Genomic DNA, 12,472 nt, shown 5'->3' with positions numbered 1-12,472 from the left:
CACGGCCCGGGGGAGTGGTCCTAGGTCCAAAGACCTGCCTGATCACCGACCACCGACAGGAGTCACCCAAAGCTGCGCACCTTACGCTGACCGGCATGACAGCAGTGGAAGTGAGCGGGTCCGCGACGATTCCGTCCGGGGGCGAGGGCGAGGACGACCGCGGAGTGCTCGGCCGGGCCCACCGGGCGCTCACCATCGGGATCGTCTCCGTGGTCCTGGTGATCGCGTTCGAGGCGACGGCCGTGGGGACGGCGATGCCCGTGGCCGCGCGGGAACTCGACGGGGTCGCCCTGTACGCGTTCGCGTTCTCCGCCTACTTCACCACGAGCCTGTTCGGCATGGTGCTCGCCGGCCAGTGGTCCGACCGCGACGGGCCGCTGGCCTCGCTGGCCTCGGGCATCGGCGCCTTCGCCGCGGGACTGCTGCTCTCCGGGACCGCCGGCGGGATGTGGATGTTCATCCTCGGACGGGCCGTCCAGGGACTCGGCGGCGGGCTCGTCATCGTCGCCCTGTACGTCGTCGTCGGGCGGGCCTACCCGCAACGGCTGCGGCCCGCGATCATGGCGGCGTTCGCGGCGGCCTGGGTGGTGCCCTCCGTGGTCGGACCGCTCGCCGCGGGCGCGGTCACCGAGCACCTCGGCTGGCGCTGGGTGTTCATCGGGATTCCGGCGCTGGTCGGCGTCCCGCTCGCGCTCGCGCTGCCGCAGATACGGCGGCGCGCCTCCGGGCCCGCCGGAACCGCCGACCGCGCGCCGCTGGACCGGCGGCGCATCCGGCTCGCGTTCGGGATCGCGCTGGGCGCCGGGCTGTTCCAGTACGCCGCCCAGGATCTGCGCCCGCTCTCCCTGCTCCCCGCCGCGGCCGGTGCCGCACTGATCGTCCCCGCCGTGCGCGGCCTGCTGCCCCGCGGCACCTGGCGGGCGGCCCGCGGACTGCCGTCCGTGGTGCTGCTGCGCGGAGTGTCCGCGGGCGCCTTCATCGCCGCCGAGTCCTTCGTGCCGCTGATGCTGGTCACCCAGCGGGGGCTGTCGCCGACGCTCGCCGGACTCTCGCTCGCGGCCGGCGGCGGGACCTGGGCGCTGGGCTCCTGGGTACAGGCGAGGCCCCGCGTGGAGCCGTACCGGGAACGTCTGATGTTCCTCGGCATGCTGCTGGTCGCCGCGGCCGTCGCCGCCGCGCCCGCCGTGCTGATCCCCGCCGTGCCGGTGTGGACCGTCGCCGTCGCCTGGGCGTTCGGCTGCTTCGGGATGGGCCTGGTGATCGCCTCGACCAGCGTGCTGCTGCTCCACCTCTCGGCCCCCGAGGAGGCCGGCGCCCACTCGGCCGCCCTGCAGATCTCCGACGCCCTGTCCAACGTGCTGCTGCTCGCCCTCGGGGGAGCCGCCTTCGCGGCCCTGGGCGGCGGCGCGGTCGCCGGCACGGCCACGGCCGCGACCTCCGGCGCCCACACCTCCCACCCGGCGGCCTTCGCCGCAGTGTTCCTGCCCATGGCCGGGGTGGCGCTGCTGGGCGCCTGGGTGACCACACGCCTGCGGGAACCGGCGAAAGCGGGCTGACCGGACGGCGAAGGCGGGCCGAGGGGACTGGCGGAGACGGCCCGCGCGGCGACGGGTGCGGAGGGCCGCCCGGGGTGCCGGTGGTGCGGGCGGGTGATCTGTGACGTCAGTCCCATCCATCGCCGCCCCGGCCTCGTCCGCACCTCGTCGCGCGGCGGGCGCCGGTAGGGTGGCCCGGTTGTCATACGTAGCCGAGCCGTCCGCGCGCCTCCCGTCACGCCTCATCCGACGTGCCGCGCCCGGACCCGGACGCTCCCAATCGACACCCAGACCGGAGACCGTGACTACCACCGCCGCCAGCGCCTCCTCGCACACCCACCACCTCTCGCCCGCCTTCCCCGGACGAGCCCCCTGGGGCACAGCCAACAAGCTGCGTGCCTGGCAGCAGGGGGCGATGGAGCGGTACATCCAGGAGCAGCCGCGCGACTTCCTCGCCGTGGCCACCCCCGGTGCAGGCAAGACGACGTTCGCGCTGACGCTCGCGTCCTGGCTGCTGCACCACCACGTGGTGCAGCAGGTGACCGTCGTCGCGCCGACCGAGCACCTGAAGAAGCAGTGGGCCGAGGCGGCCGCGCGGATAGGGATCAAGCTCGATCCCGAGTACAGCGCCGGACCCCTCAGCAAGGAGTACCAGGGCGTCGCCGTCACGTACGCCGGTGTCGGGGTGCGGCCGATGCTCCACCGCAACCGCTCCGAGCAGCGCAAGACCCTCGTCATCCTCGACGAGATCCACCACGCCGGTGACAGCAAGTCCTGGGGCGAGGCCTGCCTGGAGGCGTTCGAGCCCGCCACCCGCCGGCTCGCCCTCACGGGTACGCCCTTCCGCTCCGACACCAACCCCATCCCCTTCGTCACGTACGAGGAGGGCAACGACGGGATCCGGCGGTCCTCGGCCGACTACACCTACGGCTACGGCAACGCGCTGGCCGACCACGTCGTGCGGCCCGTCATCTTCCTCTCCTACAGCGGCAACATGCGCTGGCGCACCAAGGCGGGCGACGAGATCGCCGCGCGGCTCGGCGAGCCGATGACCAAGGACGCCATCAGCCAGGCCTGGCGCACCGCGCTCGACCCGCGCGGCGAGTGGATGCCGAGCGTGCTGCGCGCCGCCGACCAGCGCCTCACCGAGGTGCGCAAGGGCATCCCGGACGCCGGGGCGCTCGTCATCGCCTCGGACCAGGAGTCCGCGCGCGCCTACGCCAAGCTGATCCGCGAGATCACCGGCACCAAGGCGACCCTCGTCCTCTCCGACGACACCGGCGCCTCGAAGCGGATCGACGACTTCTCGGCGAGCGACGACCGGTGGATGGTCGCGGTCCGCATGGTGTCCGAGGGCGTCGACGTGCCCCGCCTGGCCGTCGGCGTGTACGCCACCACCATCTCGACCCCCCTCTTCTTCGCCCAGGCCGTCGGCCGTTTCGTACGGTCCCGCAGGCGCGGCGAGACGGCGTCCGTGTTCCTGCCGACGGTCCCCGACCTCCTCACCTTCGCCAACGAGATGGAGGTCGAGCGCGACCACGCCCTCGACAAGCCGAAGAAGGAGGGCGAGGAGGACCCGTACGCCGAGTCCGAGAAGGAGATGGAGGAGGCGAACAAGGAGCAGGACGAGGACACCGGCGAGCAGGAGCAGTTCTCCTTCGAGGCGCTGGAGTCCGAGGCCGTCTTCGACCGGGTCCTCTACGACGGCGCCGAGTTCGGCATGCAGGCCCACCCGGGCAGCGCGGAGGAGCAGGACTACCTCGGCATCCCCGGGCTCCTCGAACCCGACCAGGTCCAACTGCTGCTCCAGAAGCGGCAGGCCCGGCAGATCGCCCACAGCCGCAAGAAGCCGGACTCCGAGGCCGACCTCCTGGAGATCCCCGCCGAGCGGCGCCCCGTCGTCTCCCACAAGGAGATGCTGGAACTGCGCAAGCAGCTCAACACCATGGTCGGCGCGTACGTCCACCAGAGCGGCAAGCCGCACGGCGTGATCCACACCGAGCTGCGCCGCGTCTGCGGCGGTCCGCCGAGCGCGGAGGCCACGGCCGGACAGCTCCGGCAGCGCATCGCCAAGGTCCAGGAGTGGGCCACCCGCATGCGGTGACGTCCCCCGGGAACCGGCGTGACGCCCGGGGCGTCCCTGACCGGGGGGACATGGGGAACCGGTTACCTCCGGACACGGCGGTAACCGGAACCCGTGACACCTGCTGCCGCGGTGGTACCGAGGGGGCGTGTGCCGTCGGGCGAGGCGTGCACGGCGGCCTGTGCGCTGCGTACGCGAGCGGTGCACGCCGCGTGGCGCGCGCCCCGCGTTCCGGGACAAACGGAATCACTTCGCACCGGAGGATGCCCGGATTCTGGACGGAGGCTTCCGCTCAGCGGACCGGCTCGCTACTGTCCGGCTACGCACACGCCCCGTGGCAGCGCCGCCGCGGAGCGCAGCCGTGAAGCGACAGCGGCCCGGGAACAGCCCGGGACGCCGGCCGACCGGCGGCCTCTGAAGCGCGTCGCCGACGGGACTCGGTGCCGCATCCGCCGTACGAGGGCCGTCGACCTCACCACTAAGGAGTGGGCGTCGTGACCGCGGAGACCTCCCAGACGCTCGACCGGGGACTGCGGGTCCTCAAGCTGCTCGCCGACACGGATCACGGGCTGACCGTCACCGAGCTCTCGAACAAACTGGGCGTCAACCGGACCGTGGTGTACCGGTTGCTGGCCACTCTGGAGCAGCACGCACTCGTACGCCGTGATCTGGGCGGTCGTGCCCGGGTCGGACTCGGTGTGCTGCGGCTGGGCCGCCAGGTGCATCCGCTGGTCCGGGAGGCCGCGCTGCCCGCGCTGCGGGCGCTGGCCGAGGACATAGGCGCGACGGCGCATCTGACCCTGGTCGACGGGACGGAGGCGCTCGCCGTCGCGGTCGTCGAGCCGACCTGGACGGACTACCACGTCGCCTACCGTGCCGGTTTCCGGCACGCGCTGGACCGGGGGGCCGCGGGTCGCGCGATCCTCTCCGCCCGGCAGGCGCCGGTGGGCGAGCCCGGTTACACGCTCACCCACGGCGAGCTGGAGGCCGGCGCGTGCGGGGCCGCGGCGCCGCTGATCGGGGTGACGGGGGTCGAGGGCAGTGTGGGCGTGGTCATGCTGGCCGACGCCGTGCCGGAGCGGGTCGGCCCGCGCGTGGTCGACGCGGCCCGAGAGGTGGCCGACGCCCTGCGCTGACCGGGCCGGCGGATCCGCAGGGACCGTGGCCGGTGCGGACGATCCGGAGGGGACCGCGGCTCGTGCGGAGACCATCGGGACGTGGCGCGTGCGGAGACTGTCGGACCGTGGCCCGTGCGCGGACCGGCGGGCGGGTACGGGGGATCGGGACCGTACGGGGGGATCGGGACCGTGGGACCTGTGCGGTCGGCGTGCCGGGTGGTGACGTTAGATTGACCCCGTGCTCTCTCGCCTCACGCGCCCCCAGGCCGTCGCCGTCTGCGCCCTTCCCGTCGTGGCCCTGCTCGCCACGGCGGTGTTCGCGCCGCTGCCGTTCTCCCTGGCGCAGCCCGGTCTGACGGCGAACGTCCTCGGCGAGAACAAGGGCGAACCGGTGATCACCATCAGCGGGGCGCCCACCCGCAGGACCAGCGGCCAGCTCCGGATGACCACGATCGAGGCCACCGGCCCGGACGCGAGTGTCTCCCTGGGCGACGTGCTCAGCGCCTGGTTCGCCACGGACAAGGCCGTGATGCCCCGCGACTCGGTCTACCCGAGCGGCGGCAGCGTCAAGGAGATCGAGCAGCACAACGCGAACGAGATGAAGGAGTCCCAGGACAGCGCCACCGAGGCGGCCCTGGGCTACCTGCACGAGAAGGGCGATGTGAAGGTCACGCTCAAGCTCGCCGATGTCGGCGGACCGAGCGCGGGTCTGCTCTTCTCGCTCGGGATCATCGACAAGCTGGACGGCGACGGCAGCGGCGGCGACCTCACGGGCGGCCGGGTCGTCGCGGGTACGGGGACGATCGACGCCGACGGGAAGGTCGGCGCGGTCGGCGGTGTCAGTCTCAAGACCCAGGCGGCCCGCCGCGACGGCGCGACCGTGTTCCTGGTTCCGAAGGCGGAGTGCTCGGACGCGAAGGCGGAGCTGCCGAAGGGGCTCCGGCTGATCCCGGTGACCGACCTCGACGGAGCGGTGAACTCCCTGGTGGCCCTGGAGAAGAACAAGGGCTCGGTCCCGAGCTGCTAGGAACAGCCTCTCGACGGTGACCGCCTCTCGCCGGTGACCGCCGCCCGGCGTGACGGCCTCCCGACGGTGACCGGCGCGCGGTCCCGGCCGGGCGCGCGGTCCGTCAGCAGGCGACGGCGACGGTCGCCTTCGGCGCGGAGGCCAGCCGCAGGCCGACCTCCACGAGCGTCCAGCCGACGCGGGCGCGCAGCCGGCCGGGGTTCTTCGCCTCGGTCGTGAGCCGGTACGCGTCCGCCTCGGCACGCAGGTCGGCGGCGCGCACGTGCTGCAACTGGAGGTGGGTCTCGGGATGCATGGCAGTGTCCTCTCTGTCGGTGTGATCGAGTCGTGCGCGGGGTCCGACCGGGTGGATCAGCCGGAGGCCTGAGGGAAGACGTGCGTGTGGAAGCGCACCTGCTCCGCCTCGGGGTCGTCCTCGGGTCGTTCGAGGGCGCAGTAGCTGTCGAGCAGGTCGTGCATCTTCTTGATGAGCTCCTTGGACTGCGCCGGGGTCAGCCGCATCGTGAAGTCGCTCATGTCCGTGGCGGGGGTCCACTCGTCCCCCCAGTCCTCGCGGGTGCCGAGCCAGGTCGACAGCTCACGGGCGTGCGTGCTCGCGACCTCGTGCAGGAACATGTCGGCCGCTCCGCGCACCGCCGGGTCCGGGTCGCTGAGCAGGTCCTCGCCGAAGTCCAGGCCCTGGTGGACCGCCTGCCACCACCGCTCGCGCCCCTTGCCCCGCTCGGGGGCGTCCTCGACGAAGCCGTGCGCGGCGAGCTGCCGCAGGTGGTAGCTGGTGGCCCCGCTGGACTCGCCCAGCCGCTCGGCGAGCATCGACGCGGTGGCCGGCCCCTTCTGGCGCAGGCTGCTCAGCAGTTCCATGCGCAGAGGGTGGGCGATCCCGCGCAGGGAGCGGGCGTCGAGGCGGCGGTGCTGCGGGGGTTCGGGCGGCAGGGGTGGCTGCGGGGGGAGGGGTGCTTCCGGGGGAAGCGGTGGCTGCTCCGTCATGTGTACAAAGATAGCGTTGCAAAGAAGTCCTTGCAACGGGTTCTTTGTAACTTTGCCGCCGGGTCCCGCCCGCCGACCGAATCCCCGAAGTCGTCGGACCCGTAAGCCTGTTCAGTCCTGCTTCACGAACCCCTCCGACGTCATCCAGTCCAGCGCCACCTCGTGCGGGTCCTGGCCCTGGACGTCCACCTTCGCGTTCAGGTCCTGGGCCACCGTGTTGTTCAGCCTCTTCGTCACCGGCTCGATGACCTCGGCGATCTGCGGATACTTCTTCAGGGCCTTGGTGTTGATCACGGGAGCGGCGTTGTAGTTGGGGAAGAACTTCTTGTCGTCCTTCATCACCACCAGGTTCATCGACTTGATGCGCCCGTCGGTGGTGAACACCTCCCCGTACGTACAACTCCCCTTCTCCACCTGGGTGTAGATGATCCCGGTGTCCATCTGGGTGATGTTCTTCGCGGGAATGTGCATCCCGTACGCCTTCTCCATGCCCGGCAGTCCGTCGGCCCGGTTGGCGAACTCGCTCTCCACGCACAGCGTGACAGCGCTCGGGTCGGATTTCGACAGCGCCGCCACGTCGGACAGCGTGGTCGTGCCGTACTTCTTGAAGTTGGCCTGATTCATGGCGAGCGCGTAGGTGTTGTTGAGGGCGGACGGCGGCAGCCAGGTGACCCCGTTCTTCGGGTCGGCGTCGTGCACGGCCTGCCACTGCTTCTGCGGGTCCGGGATCGGCTCGCTGTTGCCGAGATACGTGATCCACGCGGTGCCCGTGTACTCGTACATGGCGTCCGCGTCACCGTTCTTGATGGCCTCGCGCGCGCCGATCGAGCCCTGGATGCCCGTGCGGTCGATCACCTTCGCGCCCGCCGCCTGGAACGCGATGCCCATGATCGCGCCGAGGATCAACTGCTCCGTGAACTCCTTCGACGCCACCGTGAGGGTCGCGCCCTTCAGCGGCTCGCCCCGTCCGATGGTCCCCGGCTGGACGTTGTCGGTCATGGGGGAGCCGCTGGTCAGCCCGCACGCGGACGCCAGGACGAGGACGGTGGCCAGGGCCGCGTGGGCGCGCGCTCTCCTCATGCCCCCACCTCGAGACCGCGCGGCCGCAGCAGCAGTTCCGCCAGCGACGCCAGCCAGTCGACGAGGAGGGCGAGGGCGACGGTGAGGATGGCGCCCAGGACCAGGACCGGCATGCGCTGGGTGGTGATGCCCGTGGTGATCAGGACACCGAGACCGCCGCCTCCGCCGAACGTGGCCAGCGTCGCCGTGCCCACGTTCAGGACGAGCGCCGTACGGACGCCGGCGAGGATCAGCGGTACGGCCAGCGGCAGTTCGACCCGGGTGAGCACCCCCGGCGGAGACATGCCGATGCCGCGCGCCGCCTCCAGCAGGGTCGGGTCGTTGCCCTTCAGACCGGTGATCGTGTTGGACAGGACGGGCAGGATCGCGTAGATCGTGATGCCGATCAGGGCGGACTTCTCGCCGGTGCCGAGCCAGATCACGAGGAGGGCCAGCAGACCGATCGCCGGGGTCGCCTGCCCCATGTTGGCGACCGTCATCGCGACCGGGGTCAGCTTGCGGAACGCCTTGCGCGTCAGCAGGATCCCCAGCGGGATCGCGATGATCAGCACGAAGAACGTGGAGATCACCGTCAACTGGATGTGCTGCCAGAGGGCTTTGGACACCTGGCCGTTCGACAGCGCGTTCCGGGAGATCGCGTCGAGGTCCGCCTGCTGGAACCAGATCCAGGTGCCCAGCAGCAGGGCGATCAGCACGGCGGGCAGGAAGGTCAGCTTCTGCCAGCTGATCCGCCGCCTCGGGGCCGTGGGAGCCGGGGGCGGCACCTCCCGCTCCGTGCCCTCGCCCTCGCTGTCGTCGCGGAAGGCCACGCCCTTGACCTCGTGTTCGCCCTCGGGACGCCGATCGGTGGGCGGTGTGCTCACGCCTTCGCCTCCCCGCCGTCGACACCCTCCTGCTCGAACTGGGTCTGATGGGCGCGCGCCTCCTCCAGCTCGTGCTGGTGCTCCATGGCCTCCAGCCGGTCGGCCTCCAGGAGTTCGTGCACGGAGTTCATCAGGGTCTCCATGTCGACCACCCCGGTGTACTCGCCGCGCCGCCCGGTCACCGGGACCCGGCCGGAGTTGTCCGTGAGCACCGCCTCCAGGGCGTCGCGCAGGGTGGCGTCCCTGGTCACCGTGTCGTGGATCAGCGTGCCCGCCCGCGCGAGCGAGCCCTTGGCCCGCATCAGATCGCCGCGCCGCAGCCACTTGTAGGGGCGGCCCCGCTTGTCGAGCAGCAGGATCTCGTTCGTACCGCTGGAGCGCAGCTTGCCGAAGATCTCCTGGAGCGGATCGTCCACGGTGACCGTCGGACAGCCGCTGATCTCGACATCCCGTACGCGGCTGAGATTGAGCCGCTTCAACGCGGCGCCCGCGCCCACGAACCCCGACACGAAGTCGTCGGCCGGGTTGGTGAGGATCGCCTCGGGGGTGTCGAACTGCGCGATGTGCGAGTGCTCGCGCAGCACCGCGATCCGGTCGCCCAGCTTGATGGCCTCGTCGAAGTCGTGCGTCACGAACACGATCGTCTTGTGCAGCTCGTACTGGAGCCGGATCAGCTCGTCCTGGAGGTGGTCGCGGGTGATGGGGTCCACCGCCCCGAACGGCTCGTCCATGAGCAGGACGGGCGGGTCGGCCGCCAGGGCCCGCGCCACACCGACGCGCTGCTGCTGGCCGCCGGAGAGCTGGCGCGGATAGCGGCCCTGGAACTCGCCGGGGTCCAGCCCCACCAGGTCCAGCATCTCCTCGACCCGCGCCTTGATCCGCGCCTTCGGCCAGCCCACCATCCTCGGTACGAGCGCGATGTTCTGGGCGACCGTCATGTGCGGGAAGAGCCCGGACGACTGGATCGCGTACCCGACCTTGCGGCGCAGCTTCACCGGGTCCATGTCGGTGACGTCCTCGCCGCCGATCCGGATGCGGCCGCCGCTCGGCTCGATCAGCCGGTTGATCATCTTCAGGGTGGTCGACTTGCCGCAGCCGGACGGGCCGACGAAGACGACGAGCTCACCCGCCTTGATCTCCATGTTGACGCTGTCGACGGCCGCGTCCCTGCTGCCCGGGTAGCGCTTGGTGAGGTTCTCCAGCTCGATCGTGGCACCCGTGGTGGACGACGTGCCCCCGCCGTCCCCGTCCGCGCCGCTCCCGTCGCGCGCGCCGCCCGTCGCACCGGTGGGACCCTCGGCGTCCGCGGGGCCTTCGGCGGTCTCCGCTGTCTCAGGCACGGATCCCCCTCGGAATGGTCAGCCGGCCCAGCAGGACGTAGGCCGCGTCGAAGAGCAGCGCCAGGATGATGATCCCGACCGTGCCCGCGAGTACCTGGTTGAGCGCGTTCTTGCTGCCCAGCGAGCTGATGCCGCGGAAGATCTCGTTGCCGAGGCCGGGCCCGGAGGCGTAAGCGGCGATGGCCGCGATGCCCATCAGCATCTGGGTGGAGATCCGGATGCCGGTCAGGATCGGCGGCCAGGCCAGCGGCAGTTCGACCCGCATCAGGCGGGTCGTCCGCGACATGCCGATACCCCGGGCCGCGTCCACCAGGGAGGGATCGACGCCGCGCAGACCGACGATCGAGTTGCGCACGATCGGCAGCAGCCCGTACAGCGTCAGGGCGATCACCGTCGGCGGGACGCCCAGGCCCACGATCGGGATCAGCAGACCGATCATCGCCAGCGAGGGGATCGTGAGGATCGCGGAGGTCGTCGTGGTGGCGAGGTTGCCCGCCCAGTCGCTGCGATAGGTGACGACACCGATCAGCACGCCGATGACGGTCGCCACGACCATGCACTGGAAGACCGCGCTGGCGTGTTGGTAGGCGTCGGTGAGGAGCTGTTCGTGGCGGCTGCTCAGGTACTGCCAGAAGGTCACCCCGGATCACCTCGCTCCTCGGTTCAGCGCTCGGTCGCCGCCTGCTCCACGAGCGGGATGATCCGCAGTGGGACCGGGTTCTCCATGACGATCGCCGTGGAGGCCCGGACGATGCCATCAAAACCGACAACCCGGTCGATCACACGTTGGAGATCGGCGTTGGAGCGGGCCACCAGCCGGCACAGCATGTCCCCGCTGCCGGTCGTCGTGTGCAGCTCCAGCACCTCGGGCACGGTCGTCAAGTGGGCCCGTACGTCCGCGCCTTGTCCCTGCCGGATCTGGAGCGTGGCGAACGCCGTGACCGGATAGCCGAGCGCGGCCGGGTCGACCTGAGGACCGAAACCCCGGATGACTCCGTTCGACTGAAGACGGTCCAGCCGGGCCTGCACCGTCCCCCGCGCGACCCCCAGCCGCCGGGACATCTCCAGGACGCCGATGCGCGGCTCCTCGGCCAGCAGCACGAGCAGCCGCCCGTCCAGATGATCGATCGCCATGGGTGCCTCCGAGATGGTCATGATGTACAGAAAGCCCGACGGTACGGACCCTTCACTGAACATATTGCTCAGCCGACAGGCGAACTATTGCGCACCTTGCGGAACGGAGAGAGCCTGCGGCCATGACGCAGACCACACACGACACTCCCGACACCGCCCGGCAGGCCGATCCCTTCCCGGTCAAGGGAATGGACGCGGTCGTCTTCGCCGTCGGCAACGCCAAGCAGGCCGCCCACTACTACTCCACGGCCTTCGGCATGCGGCTCGTCGCGTACTCCGGACCGGAGAACGGCAGCCGCGAGACGGCGTCGTACGTCCTCGAGAACGGCTCGGCGCGCTTCGTGTTCACCTCGGTGATCAAGCCCGCCACCACCTGGGGCCACTTCCTGGCCGAACACGTGGCGGAACACGGCGACGGCGTCGTCGACCTCGCCATCGAGGTCCCGGACGCGCGCGCCGCCCACGCGTACGCCGTCGAGCACGGCGCCCGCTCGATCGCCGAGCCGTACGAGATGAAGGACGAGAACGGCACGGTCGTCCTCGCCGCCATCGCCACGTACGGCAAGACCCGCCACACGCTCGTCGAGCGCCGCGGCTACGACGGCCCCTACCTGCCCGGGTACGTGGCCGCCGCGCCGATCGTCGAGCCGCCCGCCAAGCGCACCTTCCAGGCCATCGACCACTGCGTCGGCAACGTCGAGCTCGGCCGGATGAACGAATGGGTCGCCTTCTACAACAAGGTCATGGGCTTCACGAACATGAAGGAGTTCGTGGGCGACGACATCGCGACCGAGTACAGCGCCCTGATGTCGAAGGTCGTCGCCGACGGCACGCTCAAGGTCAAGTTCCCGATCAACGAGCCCGCCATCGCCAAGAAGAAGTCCCAGATCGACGAGTACCTGGAGTTCTACGGCGGTGCCGGTGTCCAGCACATCGCGCTGAACACGAACGACATCGTCGCGACCGTGCGGGCCATGCGCGCGGCCGGTGTCCAGTTCCTCGACACCCCGGACTCGTACTACGACACGCTCGGCGAGTGGGCCGGCGACACCCGCGTCCCCGTCGACACCCTGCGCGAGCTGAAGATCCTCGTCGACCGCGACGAGGACGGCTACCTGCTCCAGATCTTCACCAAGCCGGTCCAGGACCGTCCGACCGTCTTCTTCGAGATGATCGAGCGGCACGGCTCGATGGGCTTCGGCAAGGGCAACTTCAAGGCCCTGTTCGAGGCGATCGAGCGCGAGCAGGAGAAGCGCGGCAACCTCTGATCCGTGGAACCGGCCCTTCCTGAGGGCCGCCCGGACC

Annotated in this window: 12 protein-coding genes; 5 read left to right on the top strand and 7 right to left on the bottom strand. The window is 70.8% G+C overall.

Translation table 11 applies throughout. The features are described from left to right. Positions 1-95: 95 nt before the first annotated feature. The 4 genes from ACFRIC_RS26390 to ACFRIC_RS26375 all read left to right on the top strand — a co-directional run bounded on the left by ACFRIC_RS26390 (position 96) and on the right by ACFRIC_RS26375 (position 5,763). On the top strand, positions 96-1,556 hold the full coding sequence (locus tag ACFRIC_RS26390) for an MFS transporter (RefSeq protein WP_382790201.1): 1,461 nt from the start codon (positions 96-98) through the stop codon (positions 1,554-1,556). Positions 1,557-1,836: 280 nt separating this feature from the next. After that, a complete protein-coding gene (locus ACFRIC_RS26385; protein WP_382790199.1) occupies positions 1,837-3,639 on the top strand; it encodes a DEAD/DEAH box helicase in 1,803 nt (600 codons plus the stop codon). A gap of 473 nt (positions 3,640-4,112) precedes the next feature. Next, positions 4,113-4,754, top strand: coding sequence for a helix-turn-helix domain-containing protein (locus ACFRIC_RS26380; protein WP_361681466.1), 642 nt, complete (start codon positions 4,113-4,115; stop codon positions 4,752-4,754). 220 nt (positions 4,755-4,974) lie between these two features. Beyond that, positions 4,975-5,763, top strand: coding sequence for a PDZ domain-containing protein (locus ACFRIC_RS26375; RefSeq protein WP_382790194.1), 789 nt, complete (start codon positions 4,975-4,977; stop codon positions 5,761-5,763). A gap of 103 nt (positions 5,764-5,866) precedes the next feature. On the opposite strand, the gene ACFRIC_RS26370 is transcribed toward ACFRIC_RS26375, so the two are convergent. From ACFRIC_RS26370 to ACFRIC_RS26340, 7 genes are all read right to left on the bottom strand, one after another. Then, complete coding sequence (locus tag ACFRIC_RS26370) at positions 5,867-6,058, bottom strand: hypothetical protein (protein WP_382790191.1); 192 nt, start codon at positions 6,056-6,058, stop codon at positions 5,867-5,869. Positions 6,059-6,114: 56 nt separating this feature from the next. Then, entirely contained in the window at positions 6,115-6,750 is a 636-nt protein-coding gene (locus ACFRIC_RS26365; RefSeq protein ID WP_382790188.1) for an ArsR/SmtB family transcription factor, read from the bottom strand. A 111-nt stretch (positions 6,751-6,861) separates the two neighbouring features. Further along, a complete protein-coding gene (locus tag ACFRIC_RS26360) occupies positions 6,862-7,830 on the bottom strand; it encodes a glycine betaine ABC transporter substrate-binding protein (protein ID WP_382790185.1) in 969 nt (322 codons plus the stop codon). Further along, the gene (locus ACFRIC_RS26355) at positions 7,827-8,639 is read right to left on the bottom strand and encodes an ABC transporter permease (RefSeq protein ID WP_382790473.1); all 813 of its coding nucleotides are present in this window, start codon (positions 8,637-8,639) and stop codon (positions 7,827-7,829) included. The genes ACFRIC_RS26360 and ACFRIC_RS26355 overlap by 4 nt, the downstream gene beginning before the upstream one ends. Positions 8,640-8,689: 50 nt before the next feature. After that, positions 8,690-10,033 carry a betaine/proline/choline family ABC transporter ATP-binding protein gene (locus ACFRIC_RS26350; RefSeq protein ID WP_382790182.1) on the bottom strand — a complete coding sequence of 448 codons (1,344 nt, stop codon included), beginning with the start codon at positions 10,031-10,033 and terminating at the stop codon, positions 8,690-8,692. Continuing rightward, complete coding sequence (locus ACFRIC_RS26345) at positions 10,026-10,673, bottom strand: ABC transporter permease (RefSeq protein ID WP_382790179.1); 648 nt, start codon at positions 10,671-10,673, stop codon at positions 10,026-10,028. Before ACFRIC_RS26345 ends, ACFRIC_RS26350 begins: the two co-directional genes overlap by 8 nt. A gap of 23 nt (positions 10,674-10,696) precedes the next feature. Further along, positions 10,697-11,167, bottom strand: coding sequence for an Lrp/AsnC family transcriptional regulator (locus tag ACFRIC_RS26340; protein ID WP_382790470.1), 471 nt, complete (start codon positions 11,165-11,167; stop codon positions 10,697-10,699). A gap of 122 nt (positions 11,168-11,289) precedes the next feature. Between ACFRIC_RS26340 and hppD the strand changes: the two genes are divergently transcribed. Beyond that, complete coding sequence (gene hppD, locus ACFRIC_RS26335; RefSeq protein ID WP_382790176.1) at positions 11,290-12,435, top strand: 4-hydroxyphenylpyruvate dioxygenase; 1,146 nt, start codon at positions 11,290-11,292, stop codon at positions 12,433-12,435. The last annotated feature ends 37 nt before the right edge of the window (positions 12,436-12,472 follow it).

Source organism: Streptomyces sp. NPDC056738 (assembly GCF_042790435.1).
GTDB lineage: Bacteria > Actinomycetota > Actinomycetes > Streptomycetales > Streptomycetaceae > Streptomyces.
This window is presented reverse-complemented; position numbering and strand designations above follow the sequence as displayed.

Bases quoted from the DNA above. Each gene is read 5' to 3' on its own strand.
- hppD (WP_382790176.1), top strand. From the start codon at position 11,290: ATGACGCAGACCACACACGACACTCCCGACACCGCCCGGCAGGCCGAT.
- ACFRIC_RS26370 (WP_382790191.1), bottom strand. From the start codon at position 6,058: ATGCATCCCGAGACCCACCTCCAGTTGCAGCACGTGCGCGCCGCCGAC.
- ACFRIC_RS26360 (WP_382790185.1), bottom strand. From the start codon at position 7,830: ATGAGGAGAGCGCGCGCCCACGCGGCCCTGGCCACCGTCCTCGTCCTG.
- ACFRIC_RS26340 (WP_382790470.1), bottom strand. From the start codon at position 11,167: ATGGCGATCGATCATCTGGACGGGCGGCTGCTCGTGCTGCTGGCCGAG.
- ACFRIC_RS26390 (WP_382790201.1), top strand. From the start codon at position 96: ATGACAGCAGTGGAAGTGAGCGGGTCCGCGACGATTCCGTCCGGGGGC.
- ACFRIC_RS26365 (WP_382790188.1), bottom strand. From the start codon at position 6,750: ATGACGGAGCAGCCACCGCTTCCCCCGGAAGCACCCCTCCCCCCGCAG.